Source organism: Flavobacterium johnsoniae, from assembly GCF_030388325.1.
GTDB lineage: Bacteria > Bacteroidota > Bacteroidia > Flavobacteriales > Flavobacteriaceae > Flavobacterium > Flavobacterium johnsoniae_C.
The window spans coordinates 1,464,873-1,489,075 of record NZ_CP103794.1 but is presented as its reverse complement, the minus strand read 5'-3'; the positions used below and the strand labels follow the sequence as shown (position 1 = coordinate 1,489,075).

Below are 24,203 nucleotides of genomic sequence, written 5' to 3'. Positions count from 1 at the left end.
GTATAATTTACACAAAAAAGAAACCCGAAACTTTCAGTGAAAGTTTCGGGTTTTTATAGAATAACTTACTAATTCTTAGTAATTGAATTGCAATCTGTTATCTTCAATTTTAGCATTGTTTTTCAACGCTGGCAATACTCTAGTTGCATCATTTGCGCTTTGAGCTTTTACTTTCTCAACATAAGCAGCATGATTAGCAATTGCAGGAGCTTTTACTGTTTTAATGTTTTTCACAACATATACACCAGTATTTCCTTCAATTGGAGAAGAAACTTTATTTGCTGTTAAAGCAAATGCATTTCCAACAACTTTAGGCTCTTGCCCAACTCCTCCAGGTAAAACTGGATTATCTAAAGTTACGTCTGCAGCTTGCTGTACAGCAACTCCAACAGCTTTTGCAATAGCATCAAGATTAGAACCAGACATTTTAGCTTTTAGTAATTCTGCTTTTTTCTTGTTTTTCAAGATTGGCTCTACATAAGGCCTTGCCATTGTAACAGAAACTAAACCTGATTTGTTTTCACCTTTATATTGTGCAATTACGTGTCCGATATTTGCAATTTCAAAACGTTTAACATCTCCTGTGCTAGTTTCTTTATCAAATGCCCATCTTACGATGTTACGTTGGTTTCCTAATGGTCCAAACGCTTCGTCCATAGCTTTAGCATCAACTGGTGCAGCAACTTTTAAACCTAATTCTTTAGCAGCAGCATTAAAATCTTTGCTTGCAGCATCCATTTCAAATTTAGTAGCTAATGTAAATACTTTATCAGAAGTAGCTTCAGAAGGCTCGATTTTTTGAGCGATTGTAGCTAAACGAATTCCGTCTTGTTTATCTGTAATTTTGATTACGTGAAATCCGAAAGGAGTTTCTACTAAACCAACTTTACCAATTCCGTTGTTGAATACAAAATCATTAAATGGTTTTACCATTTGGTTTGGACCAAAATATCCTAAATCACCACCTTGTTGTGCAGATGAATCATCAGAACTTGTAAAAGCCAACATCATAAAACTATCTGGATTAGCTTGTACTTGAGCTAAAATTTCTTCAGCTTTAGCTTTAGCTTCTTCTTTAGTTCTTTTCTCTTTTGGGTTTGGAGTTTGAGATCCTTCGTAACCAATTAAGATATGGCTTGCTTTTGCATTAACTCCAGCTTTAAATCCTAAAGATTTAGAGATAGCATAATATTTTCCGTAAACATATGGTCCGTAGATTGCTCCAGCTGGTAAGCTGAATAATTTATCAGCGTCAATTGCTGGTAAAGCATTTTTAGGAACGTAAGTAGAATCGTAAGGAACATCAGAGTTTGCATTTACAAATTCAGCAACGTTTGTAGCGTTTTTAAATCCTGGCAATGTATCATTTTTACCAGTTTTAGCGTTGTAAACAACACTTCCAGATAATAATGCATTTAATTTACCTTTAATTTCAGCTTCATCTTCTTTAGAAGGTTTGTCTTCAACTAAAACATATTGAATTTCGCGAGTTGCGTCTGCTTTGAATTTTTTCTCGTTTTTCTTCATGTAGTCAACAATCTCTGAGTCAGAAATTTTCACTTCACTATCTTTAATAGAAGAATAAGGAGCTGCAGCAAAAGCAAAACTTACTTTGTTTGCTTCCATTTCATACTTTAATTTTCCTTCACTAGCAGTTGTGTAAAGTCCTGATTTGATTAAAGTACTATAAATTTGGAATTTTGCATTCAATTCTGCGTCTTTTTCTTTCTCAGCTATAAATTGTGCTGCTTCTGGATTTGCTTTGAAGTAATCTTTAAATTTAACTACATCAAAAATTCCTGCTGCATTTAAAAACATTGGGTTTTTACCAATATTTGGATCTGATTTTAAAACCTCTAATAAGTGTTTTTCACCTACTCTCAATCCTAATTTTTCAAATTGTGATGACAATAAAGCGATTGAAACTTCTTGATCCCAAACTCTGTTTGCAGCTTCAGTGGAAGTAATACCTTGCCCACTTTTTTCAAGATTACTAACTTTAATTCTAAAGTCTTCAAATGAAATATCTTTTCCGTCGATGCTTCCTACATCTTTTGAACTTTGACTAAATGTTCCTTTACCGATTAAGTCTTGTATTATAAATGCAAATAATGCAAGTGCAATAACCCCTATCAATAAAGCGGAACGCTGTCTAATTTTTGCTAAAACTGCCATTTTATTATCGTTAATTTTATATTCAGTTTGCGAAAATACAATTATCTAGTTAATAACAATACAACTAGCGTTTTATTTTCAACATTTTTTTTCATTAATTTAAAAAATCACTCTTTAATTGTTAATTTCACTAGTTCGATTTTCTTATTTGTGGCTTCTTTTATAAAAAAATGATACCTATCTATTACAATTTTATCTCCTTTTTGCGGAATTTCTTTTGTATGATTGACAATAAAACCTCCCAAAGTTCCGTAAGAGTCTTCTTCAGGAATCATTAATTTGTAAGTTTCGTTAAGATACTCCACATCTAAACGGGTTGAAAACAAATATTTACCCTCTCCTATTTGTTCTTCCACCAATTCTTCGTCCAAATCATGTTCATCTTCAATTTCTCCAAAAAGCTCTTCTACAATATCTTCGATAGTCATAATTCCAGAAGTTCCTCCGTATTCATCTAATACGACTGCAACGTTTTTTCGCTTTTTTATCAGCAAATTCAGAACATCTTTAATCAATATAGTTTCGGGAACAAATTCTACAGTCATTAAAACTGATTTGATTGATGTTGGCTTTTTAAACAAATCAAATGAATGCACATAGCCCACAATATCATCTAGAGAATTTTGACTTATAATTATTTTAGAATATCCTGTTTCAATAAACATTTTTTTCAGATCGTCTACAGAATCAAATAAATCCATGTCTACAATCTCTGTTCTAGGCGTCATAATATCGCGCGCTTTTACGCCAGAAAACTCTAATGCGTTCTGAAAAATCTGAATTTCTGAATCCACCTCTTCATCTTCTTCAACCGAACTCATTTGTTCTGTGATATAATTACCCAATTCGCTTCTGCTAAATAATTGAATTTGATTCCCTTCTGTTCTAAAAAATTTACTCAATACAAAATCTGCAATCCAAATAAAGAAAGTCGAAATGTAATAAAACAGACGATAAAATAAATATGCCGGAAGCGCCAAAATCTTGATTAACGAATTGGCGTAAATCTGAAAAAATACTTTTGGAAAAAACTCTGAAGTTAGCAAAACCACAAAAGCCGCAAGCAAAGTCTGAATTAGAATATTCCACCAACCAGAGAACACAAAACCAAAACGGATTATCCAATTCAGGATCAAATCGCCCATAAAAAAGCCGTAAATTACCAAAGCTACATTGTTGCCAATGAGCATTGCAGCAATAAACTTTGAAGGATTCTTGGTAAGTTTGGTTAAGATACGCGACAGGAAATCATCCTGTTTTTTTTCTATTTCGAGGTAAATTTTATTGGAGGAAATAAAAGCGATTTCCATTCCAGAGAAAAAGGCTGCTAGTATTAAACATATTATTATAATACTAATTTCCATTTTTATTGTTTTTTATTACGATTCAAAAATCTCCTTCTAAAGAAAAACATAAAAATAGCCATTCCAGCAATAACAAAGCTTAACGGATACCCCTCATCTCCCGAATTCATTTTTATTACACCATCGTAAATAAAGAAAAGCGCAAAAAGGATGTAAACGTATTGTGTATATTTTAAATAACCCATAATTTATATTTTTTCTTCTGATGATTCAAACTCACCGTTTACACGCTGAGAATTAATCATTTTGAAATCTTTACTAAAATCTATTCCCTGTCCAAAAGAAACTCCTTTTGCATCGGTAAGCTTAAATTTTCTTTCGGTATAAAACCATTCGTTTTTCTGATCGAAATAAAGCTGTTCTGTTTCTAAAACCTGACCTGCTTCTGAGGTAATTACAACTTTTCCAATCAAATCGATAATTTGTGTGCTTTTATATGAAATGGCATAATTCGCTTTTATAAAAGTACGTTTTTGCTTTTTATCATACAAAGTTACATCGATTCCTTTTGGAAATTCTGTAAACGGAAAATCAAGGTTAGAATAATCTAACATTTTACGAGCAATTAAAACACCTGTAATGCGTCCAGAATCTGTGTATTTAATATTGGCATTGTCTGCATCGGTTGCAGGAACAAACTCTGAGAAGTTAATTTTTTGAACTTCTTTAAAATTACTTTCGCACCCAAAAAACAGTGTCACAGCAATAACTGCGACCACTATCAGACTATATCTCTTTGGTAAATTCATTTGCCAAATGTAGTAAATTGTAATGAGCTTAGAAAAGTTAAAACAGTTTCTTATTGGAATTTGCTCTTAACAAACCATCTGTCGTTGAAAGAGAAACTTAAGCTAAAATTCACGTAGTTTTCTTGTACTAAATTAGAAGAAACAGTACCACGTTTACCGAATTCAACACCAAAATTCACGTTTGAAAATGATCCAGGAATTGGAATTCCAGCTCCTAAAGTCATTCCGACATCTTTAATAGATTCGTTATTAATTATCAGACCAACTTTTTCATATTTCAAACCTGCTCTATAAGTAATTCTGCTCATATAACTCGTAAAAGAGTTATAATTAGGAAGATAGTAACCTCCAAGTGAGTATTTAGAATAACTTTCATACTTCACATTATCAGCTTGATTGTAGTAATTCTCTAACTGTCCCGTTTCTTGAAAAGCCATATTTGCACCAATCAACCATTTTCTTGCTTCTCCAACTCCTAAACCGATGCTTAATTTGCTCGGAATTTTTAATGTTTTCGAATCTGCTGGATAAACGTAAGGATCTGGATCTCCTTGCACAGAAATTACTCTTGTGTTATCAGAATTTAGATCACCTCCAAATGAGTAGCTTAAACTAGAAAAAATACTCATTTTTTTGTAGAATTTTTTCTGATACATCGTTCCGATGCTAAAATTCATTCCAGACAATTCAGATGTATTTACTTCTGCGGTACTATTTTGAACCCCTGAAATACCTTCAACCGTTGTTGTTGTAATTTTTCCAAAATTATATTGTGCATCAGCTCCAATGTTCCAGCCTTTTGTAATTTTGTAAGCCAAACCGAAGTACACTTTATTTACACCACCTTTTCCGTCAAGTTGGGAACTAACTGCTCCTTCTGTTGCCGAATTATCATTAAAAATTTTATATCCTACCGAAGAAACTGGTATTAAACCAAAAGAAGCTCCAAATTTTCCCATCGGAATTCCTAAAGCTAGATAATCAAAAGTAGAACGCTGTGCTTTTTCAGATTGAGAACTTGTCTTTAAATTTGAAGTAGCAAAAGTTCCTCCAACTGTAAAAGTAGTTTGCATCAAACTAGCATAACTCGCAGGGTTTTCTATATTTAAATGTATCGAATCCTGCTCGACAGCAACACCTGCCATAGATCTGTTTTCAAGAGTTCCTTTGAATCTTGTATCTCCAATTCCGAAAAAAGAATAGGGCGATGCAGTACCTTGTTGAGCGAATGAAACGAACGATATAAGCAAACAAGCGCTTATTATTACTTTTTTAATCATTGTCGATTTTATATTGATATGTTTGGTTCAAACTTTCTAGAAGGAAATTTGAATTGGCAAATATGGTATTTTTTAATCGTTTAGCCAAAAATTCTGCATCGCCTCCCGTTAAAATTATGATAAAATTTGAAAACTCCTTGCGATATTCATCGATAAAACCGTCAATCTCATAGACGAAACCGTTGACAACACCAGAATGTATCGCCTGTGGCGTTGAGTTTCCCACATAATTATCTGGTGCTTCTAAAGTAAGCAAGGGCAGTCTTGCCGTGAAATTATGAAGAGCTTCATATCGCAAACGTAAGCCAGGAGATATTGCTCCTCCCAAATAATTGTCATTTTCGTCGATAAAATCGTAGGTTATACAAGTTCCAGCATCTATAACAAGTCTGTTTTGTTTTGGAAATTGCAAGGTTGCGCCTCCAGCCAAAATCATTCGATCTATACCTAAAGTTTTTGGAGTAGCATATTTGTTATGAAAAGGAAATACATCTTCATGTGTAAAAAAATGAACTTTTAATCTGTTTTCAAAAGTTAAAAAGGCTTGTTTTTCGACACTTCCTACAGATGCAACTACCAAATCGGAACAATTAATAAACTTTTTTAAAATTTTTTCAATTTTTTTTTCGAGCTCGTTTTTCTCAAAAACAAAATTTTCAAGCGCATTATTCCCCTCAAATACAGCTGCTTTAACTCTAGTGTTTCCGATATCAACCGTTAAAATCATATTTACATTTTTGCTTTTGCGAAGATACGAATAGATTTTTTCTAAAAAATGTTTTGCTCAAACCAAAAATGATTATATATTTGCACCCGCAACAAGCACGGTACCTTAGCTCAGATGGTAGAGCAATGGACTGAAAATCCATGTGTCCCTGGTTCGATCCCTGGAGGTACCACAAAACCCGAATAGAAATATTCGGGTTTTTTGTTTTTTTAATATTTTTTAAAATGCATTACTTATATATTCTTTATTCAAATTCTTCTCAAAAATTCTATATTGGAGAAACTAAAAATATCGATGAAAGAGTTTTTAAACATCAAAACCATTTTTATTCAAATTCTTTTACCAAAATTGCTGATGACTGGGAAGTCGTTCTCACTTTTAGTTGCAGCACCAAAGATGACGCACTATATCTGGAAAGTTTTATAAAAAGAATGAAAAGCAAAATCTTTAATAACAAAATAATAGCGAACCCATCTATTTTAGAAGATATTTTATCTAAAAGAAAATCGTAATGTGTCCCTGGTTCTCCCGAAGCCTCGGGACTGGAGGTACCAAAAAACCCGAATAGAAATATTCGGGTTTTTTGTTTTTTTAATATTTTTTAAAATGCATTACTTATATATTCTTTATTCAAATTCTTCTCAAAAATTCTATATTGGAGAAACTAAAAATATCGATGAAAGAGTTTTTAAACATCAAAACCATTTTTATTCAAATTCTTTTACCAAAATTGCTGATGACTGGGAAGTCGTTCTCACTTTTAGTTGCAGCACCAAAGATGACGCACTATATCTGGAAAGTTTTATAAAAAGAATGAAAAGCAAAATCTTTAATAACAAAATAATAGCGAACCCATCTATTTTAGAAGATATTTTATCTAAAAGAAAATCGTAATGTGTCCCTGGTTCTCCCGAAGCCTCGGGACTGGAGGTACCACAAAACCCGAATAGAAATATTCGGGTTTTGTGTTTTTTATAGTTTTCTGTTTTTTAATTGCAGCCTCTATAGCCATGGATGATACCATTAAGTTAATTTTTTTGTATTAATTTTTTGAATAGCCTCCAGCTTCAGCTGGATATATCAACAAACGAACAATAAGGCTTTAGCCAAATCATGCATTTTTGGCTAAAGCCATTCCGATTGCTTTTTATGCAAACTCCAGCTGAAGCTGGAGCCAATTCAAAAAACTTTGCGAACCTTTGCGTTTTTTCTTTGTGTCTTTGCGGTTAAACTAAAATGTCAACAAATAAATAGTTTTTGTTAAAAAAGTATTAACTGAATAAAAAAATATCTTCTATATTCGTAAAACTATAATTTTATCTTTCATTTACTAATAAGATATCAATGCAGTTTTATGAGCAAAACTTCTACTAAGGGCATTTGGAAAGTAATTTCAGCCTCTTCTATGGGCACCATGATCGAATGGTACGACTTTTATATTTTTGGCAGCCTTGCTGTTGTTATTTCCACAAAATTCTTTCCAAGCGACAATCCAACCGCAGCGTTCTTATCTACTTTAGCCACTTTTGCAGCAGGATTTGTAGTCCGTCCTTTTGGAGCTTTATTTTTCGGAAGACTTGGTGATATTATTGGCCGTAAATATACATTTATGGCAACCTTATTATTAATGGGAGGTTCTACATTTTTAATTGGCTGTATTCCGAGTTATGAAACCATCGGTTTTCTGGCTCCTTTATTAGTTTTAATTTTGAGATTGTTACAAGGACTTGCTTTAGGAGGCGAATATGGAGGAGCCGCCACTTACGTTGCCGAACATGCTCCCGCTGGCGAAAAAGGATATTGGACTTCTTGGATTCAAACTACAGCAACTGTTGGTTTGTTTATTTCTTTAATGGTAATTCTAGCCACTAAAAGTATGCTTTCTGCAGAAGATTTTGATTTGTGGGGATGGCGCATTCCTTTTTGGGTTTCTGTTGTAATGGTTGGGGTTTCTTATCTTATTCGTAAAAACATGGACGAGTCCCCTGTTTTTGCAAAAGCTAAAAAAGAAGGAACAACAAGTGCCAATCCGCTAAAAGAGAGTTTCGGAAACAGATATAATTTAAAGTTTGTTTTGCTAGCGCTATTCGGGGCTACAATGGGACAAGGCGTTGTATGGTATACGGGTCAGTTTTACGCAATGAGCTTTATGAAAACAGTAATGAATGTCGATTCTTCCCAAGTCGATGAATTACTCGGAATTGCCCTTTTAATTGGAACGCCTTTTTTTATTTTTTTCGGATGGCTAAGCGATAAAATTGGTCGTAAATATATTATGATGTTCGGAATGCTAATTGCCATATTATCATACAGACCTATATATAAGTCAATGTATGAGACAACCGACATTACTAAAAAAACTGAAATCGTTGAATCTCAAAAACAAACTACTGAAAACAAAGACAATCAGACTTCAATTATCATAACTGAAAAAAAATACACTGATGGCACATCCAGCATTGAAAAAAAATCGTACATGGATAAAAAAGAAGTGCAAAGCAGCATTTCGGTCGTAATTAATTCAAGCGATAAATGGACATTAATTTTCTTAGTATTTATTCAAGTGCTTTTTGTAACGATGGTTTATGGTCCAATTGCTGCATTTTTAGTCGAAATGTTTCCAACTAAGATTAGATATACTTCGATGTCGCTTCCATATCATGTTGGAAACGGAATTTTTGGAGGATTGCTTCCTGCAATTTCCACTTATTTTGTGACACACGCGAAAGCAACTGGAAAAACCGATTTTTATCTTGATGGATTATGGTATCCGATAATAATTGCAGGAATCTGCTTTGTAATCGGAATGATATATATTGACAACAAAAACAAAATTACTCACCTTTAAAATTTAAAAAAATGAATGGGATCAAACAAGTTTTAGGGGCGTTATGGATTGCTTTGGCGGCGGCAGCTGCTTATTTCTGTGTGTTTGAATTTGGTTTGCCAAAACTTCTTTCAGATCAGCAAGATGATTTAGTATTTGGAGCCATTATTCTTTTTATCCTAACTCCTCTAATCACTATGGGATTAGGAACATTTGGGTATTATTCTCTAATTGGAGAATACAGCGATAAAAAGAAATAAACAAAAAATACCCCAAACCTAAAGAACAAAAAAAAGGCTGTCCGTTTCCAGACAGCCCTTTTTCATTACTAACCTAACCTAATCTTTAACCTATTTCTGGTTTATCTTTTTATAAACTTCATTACTTGAGTTTTATTATTTTCATCAGAAGCTTTTACAATATATATTCCTGTTCGCAATTCGCTTACGCTAAATTGAAAATCAGCATTTCCATTAGAAACAAAGCTTTTTACTAACTGTCCAGAAACAGAATAAATCTGAACTTTTGCGAAAACAGTATTTAATGTAAAATAATCAGCAACTGGATTTGGATATAAATTCACTGAACTTCCTTTTTCAAATTCGCCTATCGCAAGATTTGCTGTTTTATTTCCGTAAATTCTGTATTCACCTGGAGGCAAATTTATCGGCGCATTTACATCTGTAACATTTATTGTTGTATTGTCCATTAGATTATACCAAGTTCCTGCATAAGGAAAACCTGTTGCTATATTTTGTACTGCAGTATCAAAATTGGCAAGAATTACAACATCTTTTAATTGTGCTGAAGTTAAGGCCGCGTTTGTTATTTTAATATTTACATTTAAAGAATTAGCATTTGTCATTGTAGCAGTTCCTAAAAAAACAGGCTCTACCGTTTTTAGCGTAATCATTTTTGCCCAATCGTTATAAATCTTATTACGATTTGAATTTCCTAACCAATTATTTACCCATTGCGGCTGCGGTTTAGTATCCAATTTACAATCTCCGCCAATAGCATCTGAATCTGTATTTACGGTATTGTCATTACATGTAAAAATTGAACTTTCCCATCCTAACTCACCGAAATGCCAAATCATTTTTGGTCCTGGAACCAACAAAGAAACAGCTCCAATTGCAGACATTCTTGACAAAGCTGTATTTAATGTTTTTACATTATAAGTTCCGTTTACAGCTCCGTACTGCACATTTTTGTACATCAAACGCTCTTCATCATGACTTTCTGCATATCCCATTAAACGATTTGCTGTAAAGCCGCGATTTGAACTTAACATTCTAGAAATATTACTATCGGAAGCATATCCCATAGATAATTGATTGTACTGATTTGTCATTTTTCCCCACATCATAATTCCTTTGCTTGGCGTTTCAGAAACTTTGTAATTCGCCCATTCTTTTTCTTCGGCATCCGTTCCTAAATGTTCAAAAATGGTATAATGTGTTGGATCTAAACTCCATGAATAATCTGCGTATTTTTTCAGAATATCAACTCTATCCTGCTGATAGGAATCTGTACATGAATTATCAGAAGCTGTACAATTTTGTGTAAATCCTTTTGTTAAATCCCAACGGAAACCATCAATTTTATATTCTTGAATCCATTGTTTAACAACACGTTCTACATAATATTGAGTCTTTAAGGACTGATGATTAAAATCTTCTCCTACATTATAACTGTGTTTTGCAACTGTATTAAAATATGGATTCTCTACTGTTGGCGATCCAAATCCGTCTCCATCGGGATCATTCATCCACATTCTTACCATTGGATTTCTTCCAAAAGCATGATTTAAAGCAACATCCAAAATAACTGCAATTCCATTTTGATGGCATAAATCAATAAACTCTTTTAATTTATCTGAAGTTCCATAAAATTTATCTAAAGCCATATGAAAAGAAGTATTATAACCCCAGCTTTCATTGCCTTCAAATTCCATAACCGGCATTAATTCAATCGCATTAATTTTAAGATTTTTAAAATAATCAATTCTGTCAATCAAACTTTGATAGCTTTTTGAAGCATCAAAATCGCGAACCAAAAGCTCATAAACAACTAACTTTTCTTTTTCAGGTTTAACAAAATTTGTTACCTGCCAATTATATGGTGTTTGTCCTGTTTTTAAAACCGTAACTTCAAAATTTTGTCCAGTTGGATAAGCTGGCATATTTGGATATTTTGAACTAGGAATTCCAGCATCATCATAAGGCGATAAAACCAAAGTAGAATAAGGATCTGCTGTTTTTACCATTGAAGGCGAATTTGCAGGCGGTGTAGTATCTACCACCCAATATTGATACGTATTATTTGCGCCAGAAACTAAACCTGTAAGTTCTAACCAGAATTTACCTGAAGTTGGATCTTTTTTCATGGCATAAGCCGATGTTGGCTGCCAATTATTGAAATTTCCTGCAACGTAAACAAAATCTTTTAGCGGAGCATCTAAAACCAAAGTCGCTTTTGTAGCATCTGTCGCGTTATAGTTAATTCCGTCTACTAAACCAGCAGGCATAGCTTGAGAAACCGTATTCGGATTTACCACAACTGAAAATTTCTTCACGATTGAAGTTGTTCCTTGAGTTACAGTTAATTCATAACTTTGATTTCCAGTGATATTTAAATGATTATAGTTGTAACTCGAAGTGCTTGCATTGGTGTTAATTGTTGTTCCGTCTGCCTTTAAAGTATAACTAGCCGCACCATTTGTATTGGTTGCTGTAATATTTAAACTAGCACCCGAAGCAATAATAGAAGTACTATTTTCTGCTGGCGAAGTTAATGAAGCTTGGAAAGAACCAACTTCGACAACAATATCCTGTGATTTTTTATCGCCAGTTCCGTCTTTAGTTTTAACTAGAAAACCAATTCTTCCTATTCCATTTCTATTAAAATAAACAGATGGTGTAATAGTTTTGGTATAGGTATCTGTTGCTGCATTATACGTAAATTTCGCTGCTTCGTTTGATGCAGTCCAAGATCCGTTTGAAGGACTATCTGCCTGATTTGTATCGTTTACATCATAAGACCATGACCAAAGATATAAAGCATGAGTTGTACTAATTCCCCATGAAGTTTCATTAACACTGCCCCCATTTATTGTAATCGTTATTGGTGTAGTGTCTTCAAATGTTGCGGGATTTATGGAGTACGTGACTGTCTGCACTTGGGCAGAAGCAATCAGCGACAACAGTAAAAATGTTAATAGTAAAATTCTTTTCATAATAATAGTGGTTAGCTAAATAGTTAGATTGATTAAAAAAGGGCTATCTCGAGATAGCCCTTTTTCAGTTATTAACTGAAGTTTTTATTGATTAGGAATCATTAAGTAACTTCCGTCTAAATCATTGAAATAAATAACATATTTTGATTTCGATACAGGAGTGTTGTCACCAGTACTAACACCTGAGAAAGGAGTTTTTCCTCCCCAAGAAACATCCCATGCATCATTTGCTCTGAATTTTATTTCTCCATCGTTTAAAGATGTTACTCCCAAAGTCCAAACGTGTGCATTGAAAGTAGATTTTACCATTGGAGTTGAAGCATCCCAACCTTTTGAAGTTGCACTACCAATAATACCTACTGTAGAATAAGTTGGAGCTGTAGCACCAGCCGCGTACGGAGCCAATGTGTAAGTCTTTTTTTCAACATCCATCGTAAATTTATAGTAACCATCTGCAGGAATGTTAAAAGTAGGTGGGTCTGCATCTGCATCTGTTCCTCTATAAGCCATAGCAGTTTCTGAACCGTAACCAAACATTGGTATCCAGCTTCCTAAATTTCTAATAGTTTTAAAAGCCCCTTTCTTAAAGAATCCTGTAAAAGTATATTCATCAGAATTTGTTGCACTTCTGAATAATATCTGGTTTCCTTTGTTATTATCCCAACCAGCAACTGTTGCATCTCCTACTAAGTACCATTCAACAAAATCGTAAGGAACTTTTCCAACATATGGAGTTACAGTAATTGAGATTAATCCTTTTGAAACCTGAACAACTCCTCCCGAAACATTAGCTGTAATTTTAACATCATACTGCGCTGCAACTTCTGGCGTACCACCAAGATCAATTGCTACTTGATTTAATTCTCTAGTTAATACAGAAACCTCTGTAATACTATTAGTAGTAGTCTGAAGTGTTACTGCTTTTGTAAAATCACCTCCTTTTTTATCAATCAACAAAGTGTATTTTACTGCAACTGAAGTAGAATACTCAGCAGCCGACCATTTAAATTTAGCAACTTCCTGTGCTGCTTTTTCAACATCTAGAACATAATTTTGTCCTGTAGTTGGTGCAGTAATTTCAGGTGTTGAAACTGCATCAAGAATTGGTCTTTCATCAACAGCGTCTGCATTACATGACACCGCAAATACACCAATAAATGCGATTAAAACTTTATATATATTTTTCATTTTACAGTTCTATTAGGTGTTAGTATCCTGGATTTTGTTTCAAAGTTGGATTAGCCTGAATTGTTTTAGACGGAATTGGCATTAAATCTCTGTAAGATTCTGTAGAAGTACCATTCATTACTCCGCCTTTCCATTGCCAGAGTTTAGATCCTCCTGAGAATTTTCCAAAACGAATCAAATCTGTTCTTCTGTGGCATTCCCAAAATAATTCTCTTCCTCTTTCATCCAAAATAAAATCAAGTGTCAATTGTGCTGTAGAAATATTCTGTGCACCAGCTCTTGTTCTAATTTGATTTACGTAACCCAATGCTGTACCAATATTTCCTGTTGAAGCTCCTCTTAAAGTTGCTTCCGCATACATTAAATAAGCATCTGAAACTCTAAACATTGGAAAATCCGTGTCTGGAATATCTGTTCTTTGAGCTGCTGAACCATCTGCTTTTTTATTAATATATTTCGTTACAGCATAACCATCTGTAAATGTTGATATATTAGTAATATCTAAAGCTTGTCCATCTGTATAGAATGTTCCTCTTTTATCTCCAGTAGCAGTTGCATCAGGGAAAAGTGCTACAAACTCTTTACGAGTTCTAGTTCCCTGCCATCCTCCATCCATACCTCTAGAAGCAGCATCCATACTTCCTCCAATACCAGCGTGTAGAATAAAACTCATTCCTCCACCAGTTGCTCTAATAGCAACACCATCACTTATAATTGGGAAAATAAATTCTGTTTGCGCTCCATTTTTATCATTATCTGCAGAAAACAAATAACGATAAGGAACATTTGCAAATGTATATCCAGAGTTAATAATTTCAGAACATAAAGTAGCAGTTTCGTTATTTCTATCTGTACCTGTATAAACTTTAGAATTTAAATAAATTTGTGCTAATAAAAATTTAGCTGCAACTTTATCAATTCTACCATATTCATTTGTTCTTGCATTTGGAAGACTGCTATCTAAGTCTTTCAATTCAGATTCTACAAAAGCAAAAACTTCTGCTCTTGATTTTTGTACTGGATAAAAGAAACCAACTGGATCAGCTTCTGTTGTAATTGGCACATTACCAAATAAGTCCATTAAATTCGTGTAAGAGAAAGCTCTTAAGAAACGTGCTTCTGCTCTAAAAGTTGCGATTTCAGTTTTTAGATTTGCATCAACACCTCTTGCTGTTAATTTCTCATCTGTAGTTTGTCTTAAAAACTCATTTGCCAAACTAATATGGTAAAATGCTCTAGAATAAGTTCCGTATAAAAACTCATTTACAGGAGACCACGTTTGAGTATTTAATGTTGGCAAAGTACCATCTGCCCAAGCAATAACTGCCTCATCTGTAGGCAATTCTTGAGTTACAAAAAGCAAACGCAAGTAACTGCTAAAATCTCCACTCAAACCAGCAATATCCGCTTGTCCATCACCGTCATTACCTCCTACATAAAGCCCAGCATATAATTTTGCCAAAACTTGTTTGTAAGACGCTGGATCTTGGAAAAAAGTTTCCGATAAAAATTCATCGTCATCTTTTGGAGTCACGTTTAGATCGTCAGTACACGAAGTAAACGTCATACTTATTCCTAAAATAAATAGGAAGAAATAAGATATATATTTAAATGATATTTTCATTTTGTATGTTTTAAAATTTGTTTTTTCAATGTACTATTAGAAACTTGCATTTACTCCAAACAAGTAAGTTCTTGCTCTTGGGTAAACATTACCATCAATTCCGTTGAATTTCTCCGGATCTAACCCATCATATTTTGTAAGTACAAAAACGTTTTGAACACCTGCAGAAAATCTTAAAGAAACATCTTTTAATAAAGATTTATCTAAAGTATATCCAAGAGTTACGTTATCTAATTTGATGAAAGAAGCATCTTTTACATAATAATTAGATAAATAACGTTGTGTTCCATTATCTTCGAAAGTAAATCCAGTATTTAAATAATCCGAACTTACGTTAGATAAATCTGTCTGTCTTCTTAAAGCAGCATCTGAATAACCCATGTTAGAATTTACGTTATCAAAAATGTAATTTCCTAAACTTGCTCTCCAGTTCATTGTAAAATCAAACTTTTTATAGTTTAAAGTAGAGAAAAGTCCAAATGTGTAATCTGCCGTTGGTTTTTTGTATCTGTAACGGTCATTTGCATCAATTTTACCATCTCCGTTTCTGTCTACATAAGCACCAGCGATTGGTTTTTTGTTAGCATCGTATAATTGCTCATAAACGAAGAATGAATTTGGAGCAAATCCAACAGTATTAATCAATACTTTATTTCCATTTCCACCTTTAATATTATCTCCTACTTCATAACCTTGAAAACCTTCAACAGTCTGACCTAAACTTTCAATTTTTTGATCTAAGTAAGTAGCATTAACAGCAACATTCCAGTTGAAATCGTCTTTTTTAATGATATCTGACTGAAGGCTGAATTCAAGTCCTTTTGTTCTTAAGTTACCAATATTATTAAACCCTTGATTTCTTAAGTTTGCTCCATCTGGAACCAATACATCAGCCAATAAGTCTGTTGATTTTTTATCAAAGTAGTTAATAGTACCTGTAATTCTATCATGTAAGAATCCGAAATCAAACCCTACGTTCATCTCTGCTAATTCTTCCCATTTGATATTTTGGTTGTAACCTTCTGGTCTAGCAGTTCTGTAAACAACACCATTAAATACATACTGAGTACTTACTGTTCCAAGTGTTACTCTTCTTAAATAATCGTACTGAGCAGAAATATCTTGCTGTCCAGTTGTACCGTAACCAACTCTTAATTTTAAGCTAGAAAGTGTTTCATTATCTTTTAAGAAAGATTCTTCAGCAATATTCCATGCAAAAGCACCTCCCATAAAGTTACCCCATCTATTTTCTTCAGAAAAACGAGAAGTTCCGTCTCTTCTGTAGTTTAAAGTCAATAAATATCTACTATCCCAACCTAAGTTCAAACGACCAAAGTAAGATTGTAAATTAATATCTGGATCAGTGATAACATCTTCATTTCTAGTTTCAACTGGCTGTGTAAGTGCTCCAGATTGGTATTTTTCTTTTTGGAACAACTGATAGTTATATCCAGCAGTAGCATCCAATTTAAGTTTTCCTAAATTTTTGCTATAAACAAAATACGTATTTAAGTTTTTGTTTTGAAGATCATCTGTGTAAGTATCATAGTTTCCTAAGTTCACATAACCTGCTGAAGTAAAAGGAACTGGTTGAAACCCTAAAATACTTTCTGTACTTTGTCTGTTGTATCCACTACTATCAAATCTATCGATACCAGCTTCTGCTACAACTCTTAAATCTTCAAAGAAGTGAAATTTATAGTCTACACTAATATTACCCCATTTTCTAGTAGATTTAGCTCTTTTATCTTCTTGGTTTAATCTTGCAACAGGGTTTTTAGCAGGCAAAAGCGCTATATTTCCGTTTGGCTCTAACCATTCAAAATAACCTCCATAACGAGAACCTGTTTGGTAAGGTGATTGAGTTGGATCAAAACTGATTGCTGATCCAATAACAGCATCTTCATCTTGAAATTGATTTTTACTGAAAGATAAGTTTCCGCTAATATCAATTTTTAAGTGATTATCAAATAAAACTGGATTTAACGATATCGATGTCGTAGTTCTTTCAAAAGAAGTATTTCTTAAGATTCCAGGATTATTAACATTTCCAACAGATAAACGTACTGGTAATTTATTAAATAAAGCACCGCTTACAGAGATATTATTGTTGGTTGTAAGAGCAGTATTGAAAATTTCATTCTGCCAATTTGTACTTGCAGTACCCATTAATGCTTTTTGAGCGTCAGTTCCTTTTTCGTTTACGAAAGCACGGAATTGATCTGCGCTTAAGACATCAACTTTGTTAGCGATTGTGTTAATACCAACTTGAGAACTGAAATTAACTTTTACACCACCTTTAGTTCCTTTTTTAGTCGTAATTACAATTACACCATTTGCTGCACGAGAACCATAAATTGCTGCTGCAGAAGCATCTTTTAATACTGTGAAAGACTCAATATCATTAGGATCAATAGTAGACAAGATACTTGTAGCTCCACTCGGAACAGCATTACTTAAAGGAAGTCCGTCTAAAATAATCAATGGATCATTTGATGCACTTAATGAAGATCCTCCACGAATTCTAATATCTGCTTTTGCTCCTGGAGCTCCTCCTCCAACAACATTCACACCAGCAATACGACCTCCAATTAAACTTTCTGGAGTTACGTTAATACCTTTATTGAATTCTTTTGCAGAAATTTGAGAAACCGATCCTGTCGCATCTTTTTTCTTAACAGTACCATAACCTACCTGAACAACTACTTCTTGTAATTGATTTGTATCCTCTTCTAAAGATACGGCTAAGGTTTTTTGACCATTAAATACTATAGTCGATGTTTTGTATCCAATAAATGAAACCAAAATTTTGTCTCCATTTTTAAGATTCGGCAATTGAAATTTACCGTCAAAATCAGTAGATGTACCTCCTGGGGCACCTTGTACATTTACATTTACTCCTGGGATTGGCTGACCTGTGGCAAGATCAGTTACTGTTCCACTTAATGTGTTTTGAGCTAACACAGTAAACGGAAGCAGAAGGAATAAAAATAACAACTTTTTGTAAATTGTTTTCATACTTTTTGTTTAAATTAGTTTGAGTTTGTGAACGTTAGTTAAGTTTTTAATTTTACTTCGAATTTCAAAATTATGAATTTATTAACATGCTCGACCAACGACAATTTTTATTGCTTTACGAAAACGTGGTAGTGTTGAAAACTTTCTATATTTTGTAATCTTTTCGCATGAAAATTGTCAATTATAAAAATTTCAGATACCTTTATTATTAATTAGATTTTTTTCAACTATTCACATGAAACGTAAAATAACTCTAAAACAGATTGCAAAGGAACTAGATGTATCTATTTCAACTGTCTCAAAATCACTTAGAAACAGCCTCGAAATTGGAGAAGAAACTAGAGAAAAAGTTCAGGCTTTTGCAAAGTTTTACAACTATAAACCTAACAACATTGCCCTTAGTCTAAAAAACCGAAAAACTAAGAGTATTGGCATCATTATACCCGAAATTGTACATTATTTTTTCTCTACCGTAATCAACGGAATTGAACAAGTTGCCAACGAATACGGCTATAGTGTTGTCATCTGTGTATCCGACGATTCTTTCGATAAAGAAGTCCTAAACATGGAGATGTTAGCCAACGGAAGTATCGATGGTTTCATCATGTCCCTTTCTAAAGAAACCCAATATAAAGGCGATTTTCACCATATTACAGAAGTAATAAATCAGGGAATGCCAGTTGTTATGTTTGACCGTGTAACAAATGATATTTTATGTGATAAAGTGATTATTGATGACAAAGCCGCTGCTTATGAAGCAGTTCAGAGTTTGATTGATAACGGAAGAAAAAAAATCGCACTCGTAACAACAGTAGATTATGTAAGTGTTGGAAAACTAAGAACCGACGGTTACGAAAAAGCACTTTTAGACAACGGAATTACTTTCAACGAGGATTTAATCATTAAAATCGAAGATGTAGACACCTGCGAAATAACAATTTCAGAACTTTTACACGCAAGAGCTTTTGATGCGGTTTTTGCTGTAAATGAGCTTTTTGCAGTAACAATTATTAAAACTGCATCGAAAATGGGATTAAAAGTTCCTGAAGATTTAGCCGTAATTGCTTTTACAGACGGAATTATTTCTAAATATTCAACACCAAGCATTACAACCGTAAGCCAAAGCGGTGAAAAAATGGGCAACAAAGCAGCTAAAATGCTTATCGAACGTCTTGAAGCCGAAGAAGATGACGATGAAGAACATACTGAAAATTATACAACAGAAGTTATCGAAACACATCTCATTAAACGAGAATCTACTGACTAATTTTCTAAAAATCAATACTTTCTAAAGCCATAAAAAATTTTTATGGCTTTTTTATTAGCATTTATAAAAAAATAATTTATAATTTTACGCCCGTCAAGGCTTTTAGTTTTACTTCGAAAGAAACAAAGTTTTGATAAGCAAAGCGCTTATCGTATAATTTTCAAATTACGATAATGGAAAAGCGTAAATTAAGTTTCTGGGAAATTTGGAACATGAGTTTCGGTTTCTTAGGAATACAATTTGGTTTTGCACTGCAAAACGCAAATACTTCAAGAATTTTTGAAACCCTTGGTGCTAAAATAGATGAAATCCCAATTTTGTGGATTGCTGCGCCAGTTTCAGGTTTAATTATTCAGCCCGTTATTGGTTATTTCAGCGATAGAACTTGGACTCGTTTAGGAAGACGTCGCCCCTATTTTTTAATTGGCGCTATTTTGTCATCTATGGCTTTGTTCGTAATGCCCAACTCTCCAACTTTATGGATTGCTGCGGGAACTTTATGGATAATGGATGCCTCAATCAACGTTTCTATGGAACCTTTTCGCGCTTTTGTGGGCGATAATTTACCCGACCATCAGCGTGCATTGGGCTTTGTTATGCAGAGTTTTTTCATTGGAACGGGTGCCGTTGTTGGTTCTGTTCTCCCTTATCTTTTCACAAATGTCTTTGATGTTAGCAATGTTGCCCCTAAAGGAATTATTCCAGATGCAGTAAAATGGTCTTTTTATATTGGAGGAATTGTTTTCCTTCTTTCCGTTTTATGGACCGTTTTTAAATCAACTGAATATACTCCGGAAGAACTTCATGCTTTTGAAGCTAACAGCAAAAAAGAGAAAGAAGATGTATCAAATTCTGAAACAGAATCTGGCGTTTCTACAAAAAGACAATTGTTTTTAGGATTAGTGTTTGCTGGTATTGGAGCATTAATTTCGTTTTTAATTTTCGAAAACAGCCTCGCAAAAGAACTTTACATTCTATTTATTGGTCTAATTTTCATGGGCGTTTTATTTGTAATTGCATCACAATTACGAACTAAAAAAGTCCAGAATGGTTTTACCATAATCATGACCGATTTATTGAATATGCCAAAAACAATGCAAAAATTAGCTTGGGTTCAATTTTTCTCTTGGTTTGCGCTTTTCTCAATGTGGATTTATACAACTCAAGCGGTTACACAGCATATTTTTGGCACAACAGACACGACTTCAAAAGTATATAATGATGCTGCCGACTGGGTTTCGGTATTGTTTACAGTTTACAACGGAATTGCAGCTGCAGTTGCTTTTTTACTGCCAATTATTGCAAAAAAAGTAGGTGTTAGAGCAACACATTTACTGGCATTATGTGCTGGTGGTATTGGTTTAATTTCAGTTTATTTTATTGGTGATAAACAAATGCTTATCCTTCCAATGTTGGGAGTTGGTATTGCATGGGCAAGTATTTTATCAATGCCTTACGCTATGTTGTCTGGTGCATTGCCAGCTGCAAAAATGGGTTATTATATGGGAGTTTTTAACTTTTTCGTAGTAATTCCGCAAATCGTAGCCGCTACGATATTAGGATTCGTAATCAAACAATTCTTCCATAATGAACCTATTTACGCTCTAATAATTGGAGGAATATCAATGATTTTCGCAGGATTATTGACTCTTAGAGTAAATAGTAAAACTAAAATTGAAATCCATGAATAATAAAAAAGCATTCATCTTCGATCTTGATGGAGTGATCGTTGATACCGCTAAATACCATTTTTTAGCTTGGCAGAAAATTGCCAAATCATTAAATATAAATTTTACACATGAAGACAACGAACTTTTAAAAGGCGTGAGCCGCGTTCGTTCTTTAGACATTATACTTGGATTAGGAAATGTTGAGGCTTCGCAAGAAGACAAAGACAAATGGCTGATTCAAAAAAACGAAGATTATTTGTCTTATTTAGTTGACATGGACGAAAGTGAGGTTCTTCCAGGAGTTTTAAAAATTCTAAAACTATTAAAAGAGAAAAATCAAGGAATTGCTTTAGGCTCAGCGAGCAAAAATGCAAGACCAATTTTAGAAAAAACAGGCGTTCTATCTTACTTCGATGTTATTGTTGACGGAAATGACGTTACCAATGCAAAACCAGACCCTGAAGTTTTCGTAAAAGCGGCTCAATTATTAAACATTGATCCAAAAAATTCAATCGTATTTGAAGATTCTGTTGCCGGAATTCAGGCAGCAAACATTGCAGAAATGGTAAGTGTGGGAATTGGTGAGGAAACAATTTTACATGAAGCTGATTACATTTTTAAAGATTTTACCCAAATCGAAACAAGCTTTATAGAAAAATTAATCAATTAGAAAATGTATGAATTAGATAATTTCCAAATCATGTAATTATCTCATTTTCTAATTAACTGAATTATCAAATTAAAAAAAGATGAACCAAGATTATATAAAACCAGACAATTGGTCTATTATTGAAGAAGGATTTGATGCCGAAAGAGTAAAATCTTCTGAAAGTCTTTTTAGTATCGGAAACGGCGCTATGGGACAGCGTGCGAATTTTGAAGAAACTTATTCTGCTGAAACTTTCCAAGGAAGTTATATTGCCGGAATTTATTACCCAGACAAAACAAAAGTGGGCTGGTGGAAAAACGGTTATCCGAAATATTTTGCCAAAGTATTAAACGCTCCAAACTGGATAGGAATTGACATTGAAATCAACGAAGAAAACCTTGATTTGAATACTTGTACCGAAGTTAGAAACTTCCGCAGAGAATTGAATATGAAAGAAGGTTGGTACAATCGTTCTTGTGAAGCAGTTCTAAAAAACGGAACCGAAATCGCGGTTAACGTTCGTCGTTTTCTTTCATTAGATTTAGACGAAGCAGGAATTATTAAATACGATATTACACCTTTAAACAAAGATGCTAAAATCGTTTACAAACCTTACGTGGACGCTGGTGTAACCAATGAAGATGCGAACTGGGAAGAAAAATTCTGGGAACCGCTTGAAGTTAAAAAAGGAACAAACGAAGCTTTTGTAACTGCACAAACGTTTAAAACGCATTTTAAAGTTACAACTTTCATGCACAATACGATTTTGGCAAACGGAGAAAACATCAACGTTTCACCGTCAACAATCGATTCAACAACAGATAAAGTTCAGTATACTTACGGAACTATTATTGCAAAAGGACAAACCTCATCAATTCAAAAAATTGGCGGATATACGGTTTCTTTAAAACACGAAAACACTTTGGCTGGAGCTGAAAAAGTAATCAAATCGGCAGTTGTTTTAGGATATGACGCTTTACTTCAAAACCAAATTGATGCTTGGGCAAAAATCTGGGAAATGTCAGATATTACCATTGAAGGCGATGTTAAGGCACAACAAGGAATTCGTTTCAATATTTTCCAATTAAACCAAACCTATTCAGGAAAAGATTCTCGTTTAAATATTGGTCCAAAAGGATTTACCGGAGAAAAATACGGCGGATCTACTTATTGGGATACTGAAGCATATTGTATTCCTTTTTACATGGCTACAAAAGATCAGCAAGTTGCAAGAAACTTATTGACCTACCGCTACAATCAATTAGATAAAGCGATTGAAAATGCGAAAGATAATTTAGGTTTCAAAAACGGTGCTGCATTGTACCCAATGGTTACGATGAACGGTGAAGAATGCCATAACGAATGGGAAATCACACACGAAGAAATCCACAGAAATGGAGCGATTGCTTTTGCGATTTACAATTATAACCGTTACACGGGAGATTACTCTTATATTCCAGAAAAAGGTTTAGAAGTTTTAATTGGAATTGCGCGTTTTTGGCACCAAAGAGCTTCATTTTCTAAAGATAAAAATCAATATGTGATTTTGGGAGTTACTGGTCCAAACGAATACGAAAATAACATCAACAATAATTTCTACACCAATTATATTGCAAAATGGTGTATCGATTTTGCGACAGAACAAATTGAAAAAGTAGCTTCAGAATATCCTTTAGATCACAAAAGAGTACTTGAAAAAGTTAGCCTTTCGGCGAATGAAATTCAGGAATGGAAAAAAGTGGCCGATGATATGTATTTCCCAATTTCAAAAGAACTTGGAATTTATTTACAGCAAGACGGTTTCTTAGACAAAGATTTAGTTCCGGTAAAAGATTTAGATAAATCACAGCGTCCGATAAACCAAAAATGGTCTTGGGATCGCGTTTTACGTTCGCCATACATCAAACAAGCAGACGTTTTACAAGGTTTTTATTTCTTCGAAGATCATTTTTCGAAAGAAGAATTGAAACGCAATTTCGAATTTTATGAATCATTTACGGTTCACGAAAGTTCGCTTTCGCCTTGTGTACACTCAATTCAGGCTGCAGCTTTAGATAAAATGGACATGGCATATACATTTTATTTAAGAACTTCTCGTTTGGATTTGGACGATTATAATAAAGAAGTAGAAGAAGGTTGTCATATCACGTCAATGGCCGGTACATGGATGAGTATCGTTGAAGGCTTTGGAGGAATGCGTGTTAAAAATGATCAGCTTCATTTCTCTCCAAAAATCCCAAAAGAATGGAAAGGTTACTCTTTTAAAATTAATTTTAGAAACCAAATTTTAAAAGTAGCTGTAAACCATAACGAAACAACATTTACTGTAGACGGCGATCAAGATTTAACAATTATCGTTAACGGAAAACCTGAAATTGCAAGTAAATTTGTACAAATAAATTAAATTACAATACACTAAAATCTAAA

Annotated in this window: 17 protein-coding genes and 1 tRNA gene; 9 read left to right on the top strand and 9 right to left on the bottom strand. The window is 33.7% G+C overall.

The window, feature by feature from the left end; all coding sequences use genetic code 11:
- Window positions 1-75: 75 nt before the first annotated feature.
- From NYQ10_RS06645 to NYQ10_RS06620, 5 genes are all read right to left on the bottom strand, one after another.
- Complete coding sequence (locus NYQ10_RS06645) at window positions 76-2,175, bottom strand: peptidylprolyl isomerase (RefSeq protein WP_289879431.1); 2,100 nt, start codon at window positions 2,173-2,175, stop codon at window positions 76-78.
- A gap of 107 nt (window positions 2,176-2,282) precedes the next feature.
- On the bottom strand, window positions 2,283-3,539 hold the full coding sequence (locus NYQ10_RS06640) for a hemolysin family protein (protein WP_289879430.1): 1,257 nt from the start codon (window positions 3,537-3,539) through the stop codon (window positions 2,283-2,285).
- A 188-nt stretch (window positions 3,540-3,727) separates the two neighbouring features.
- Entirely contained in the window at window positions 3,728-4,288 is a 561-nt protein-coding gene (gene lptC, locus NYQ10_RS06630) for an LPS export ABC transporter periplasmic protein LptC (protein ID WP_289879428.1), read from the bottom strand.
- Window positions 4,289-4,338: 50 nt separating this feature from the next.
- Complete coding sequence (locus tag NYQ10_RS06625) at window positions 4,339-5,568, bottom strand: hypothetical protein (RefSeq protein WP_289879427.1); 1,230 nt, start codon at window positions 5,566-5,568, stop codon at window positions 4,339-4,341.
- Window positions 5,561-6,295, bottom strand: coding sequence for a type III pantothenate kinase (locus NYQ10_RS06620; protein WP_289879426.1), 735 nt, complete (start codon window positions 6,293-6,295; stop codon window positions 5,561-5,563). Before NYQ10_RS06620 ends, NYQ10_RS06625 begins: the two co-directional genes overlap by 8 nt.
- Before the next feature lie 99 nt (window positions 6,296-6,394).
- On the opposite strand from NYQ10_RS06620, the gene NYQ10_RS06615 reads away from it, so the two are divergent.
- The 5 genes from NYQ10_RS06615 to NYQ10_RS06595 all read left to right on the top strand — a co-directional run bounded on the left by NYQ10_RS06615 (window position 6,395) and on the right by NYQ10_RS06595 (window position 9,382).
- Window positions 6,395-6,467, top strand: a tRNA-Phe gene (locus tag NYQ10_RS06615).
- Between the two features lie 52 nt (window positions 6,468-6,519).
- Entirely contained in the window at window positions 6,520-6,807 is a 288-nt protein-coding gene (locus tag NYQ10_RS06610) for a GIY-YIG nuclease family protein (RefSeq protein ID WP_289879425.1), read from the top strand.
- Window positions 6,808-6,901: 94 nt separating this feature from the next.
- The gene (locus NYQ10_RS06605) at window positions 6,902-7,189 is read left to right on the top strand and encodes a GIY-YIG nuclease family protein (RefSeq protein ID WP_289879425.1); all 288 of its coding nucleotides are present in this window, start codon (window positions 6,902-6,904) and stop codon (window positions 7,187-7,189) included.
- Between the two features lie 460 nt (window positions 7,190-7,649).
- A complete protein-coding gene (locus tag NYQ10_RS06600) occupies window positions 7,650-9,143 on the top strand; it encodes an MFS transporter (RefSeq protein WP_289879424.1) in 1,494 nt (497 codons plus the stop codon).
- Window positions 9,144-9,154: 11 nt separating this feature from the next.
- Window positions 9,155-9,382 carry a DUF6814 family protein gene (locus tag NYQ10_RS06595; RefSeq protein ID WP_229353008.1) on the top strand — a complete coding sequence of 76 codons (228 nt, stop codon included), beginning with the start codon at window positions 9,155-9,157 and terminating at the stop codon, window positions 9,380-9,382.
- A 101-nt stretch (window positions 9,383-9,483) separates the two neighbouring features.
- On the opposite strand, the gene NYQ10_RS06590 is transcribed toward NYQ10_RS06595, so the two are convergent.
- The 4 genes from NYQ10_RS06590 to NYQ10_RS06575 form a co-directional block, all read right to left on the bottom strand.
- On the bottom strand, window positions 9,484-12,360 hold the full coding sequence (locus tag NYQ10_RS06590; protein ID WP_289879423.1) for an alpha-amylase family glycosyl hydrolase: 2,877 nt from the start codon (window positions 12,358-12,360) through the stop codon (window positions 9,484-9,486).
- An 84-nt stretch (window positions 12,361-12,444) separates the two neighbouring features.
- Window positions 12,445-13,548 (bottom strand): SusE domain-containing protein, encoded by a 1,104-nt coding sequence (locus NYQ10_RS06585; RefSeq protein ID WP_289879422.1) that lies wholly within the window; start codon window positions 13,546-13,548, stop codon window positions 12,445-12,447.
- 19 nt (window positions 13,549-13,567) lie between these two features.
- Entirely contained in the window at window positions 13,568-15,172 is a 1,605-nt protein-coding gene (locus NYQ10_RS06580) for a RagB/SusD family nutrient uptake outer membrane protein (protein WP_289879421.1), read from the bottom strand.
- A 36-nt stretch (window positions 15,173-15,208) separates the two neighbouring features.
- A complete protein-coding gene (locus NYQ10_RS06575; protein WP_289879420.1) occupies window positions 15,209-18,190 on the bottom strand; it encodes a SusC/RagA family TonB-linked outer membrane protein in 2,982 nt (993 codons plus the stop codon).
- Between the two features lie 235 nt (window positions 18,191-18,425).
- Here NYQ10_RS06575 and NYQ10_RS06570 point away from each other — a divergent pair, with 235 nt between their 5' ends.
- The 4 genes from NYQ10_RS06570 (at window position 18,426) to NYQ10_RS06555 (ending at window position 24,180) form a co-directional block, all read left to right on the top strand.
- Window positions 18,426-19,457, top strand: a complete 1,032-nt coding sequence (locus NYQ10_RS06570) for a LacI family DNA-binding transcriptional regulator (protein WP_289879419.1) — start codon at window positions 18,426-18,428, stop codon at window positions 19,455-19,457.
- 173 nt (window positions 19,458-19,630) lie between these two features.
- A complete protein-coding gene (locus tag NYQ10_RS06565; RefSeq protein ID WP_289879418.1) occupies window positions 19,631-21,148 on the top strand; it encodes an MFS transporter in 1,518 nt (505 codons plus the stop codon).
- Entirely contained in the window at window positions 21,141-21,797 is a 657-nt protein-coding gene (gene pgmB, locus NYQ10_RS06560; protein ID WP_289879417.1) for a beta-phosphoglucomutase, read from the top strand. The genes NYQ10_RS06565 and pgmB overlap by 8 nt, the downstream gene beginning before the upstream one ends.
- Window positions 21,798-21,876: 79 nt before the next feature.
- A complete protein-coding gene (locus tag NYQ10_RS06555) occupies window positions 21,877-24,180 on the top strand; it encodes a glycoside hydrolase family 65 protein (RefSeq protein WP_289879416.1) in 2,304 nt (767 codons plus the stop codon).
- The last annotated feature ends 23 nt before the right edge of the window (window positions 24,181-24,203 follow it).

Bases quoted from the DNA above. Each gene is read 5' to 3' on its own strand.
- NYQ10_RS06625 (WP_289879427.1), bottom strand. From the start codon at position 5,568: ATGATTAAAAAAGTAATAATAAGCGCTTGTTTGCTTATATCGTTCGTT.
- lptC (WP_289879428.1), bottom strand. From the start codon at position 4,288: ATGAATTTACCAAAGAGATATAGTCTGATAGTGGTCGCAGTTATTGCT.
- NYQ10_RS06645 (WP_289879431.1), bottom strand. From the start codon at position 2,175: ATGGCAGTTTTAGCAAAAATTAGACAGCGTTCCGCTTTATTGATAGGG.
- NYQ10_RS06605 (WP_289879425.1), top strand. From the start codon at position 6,902: ATGCATTACTTATATATTCTTTATTCAAATTCTTCTCAAAAATTCTAT.
- NYQ10_RS06595 (WP_229353008.1), top strand. From the start codon at position 9,155: ATGAATGGGATCAAACAAGTTTTAGGGGCGTTATGGATTGCTTTGGCG.
- pgmB (WP_289879417.1), top strand. From the start codon at position 21,141: ATGAATAATAAAAAAGCATTCATCTTCGATCTTGATGGAGTGATCGTT.
- NYQ10_RS06610 (WP_289879425.1), top strand. From the start codon at position 6,520: ATGCATTACTTATATATTCTTTATTCAAATTCTTCTCAAAAATTCTAT.
- NYQ10_RS06555 (WP_289879416.1), top strand. From the start codon at position 21,877: ATGAACCAAGATTATATAAAACCAGACAATTGGTCTATTATTGAAGAA.
- NYQ10_RS06580 (WP_289879421.1), bottom strand. From the start codon at position 15,172: ATGAAAATATCATTTAAATATATATCTTATTTCTTCCTATTTATTTTA.
- NYQ10_RS06575 (WP_289879420.1), bottom strand. From the start codon at position 18,190: ATGAAAACAATTTACAAAAAGTTGTTATTTTTATTCCTTCTGCTTCCG.
- NYQ10_RS06570 (WP_289879419.1), top strand. From the start codon at position 18,426: ATGAAACGTAAAATAACTCTAAAACAGATTGCAAAGGAACTAGATGTA.
- NYQ10_RS06590 (WP_289879423.1), bottom strand. From the start codon at position 12,360: ATGAAAAGAATTTTACTATTAACATTTTTACTGTTGTCGCTGATTGCT.
- NYQ10_RS06600 (WP_289879424.1), top strand. From the start codon at position 7,650: ATGAGCAAAACTTCTACTAAGGGCATTTGGAAAGTAATTTCAGCCTCT.
- NYQ10_RS06565 (WP_289879418.1), top strand. From the start codon at position 19,631: ATGGAAAAGCGTAAATTAAGTTTCTGGGAAATTTGGAACATGAGTTTC.
- NYQ10_RS06585 (WP_289879422.1), bottom strand. From the start codon at position 13,548: ATGAAAAATATATATAAAGTTTTAATCGCATTTATTGGTGTATTTGCG.
- NYQ10_RS06620 (WP_289879426.1), bottom strand. From the start codon at position 6,295: ATGATTTTAACGGTTGATATCGGAAACACTAGAGTTAAAGCAGCTGTA.
- NYQ10_RS06640 (WP_289879430.1), bottom strand. From the start codon at position 3,539: ATGGAAATTAGTATTATAATAATATGTTTAATACTAGCAGCCTTTTTC.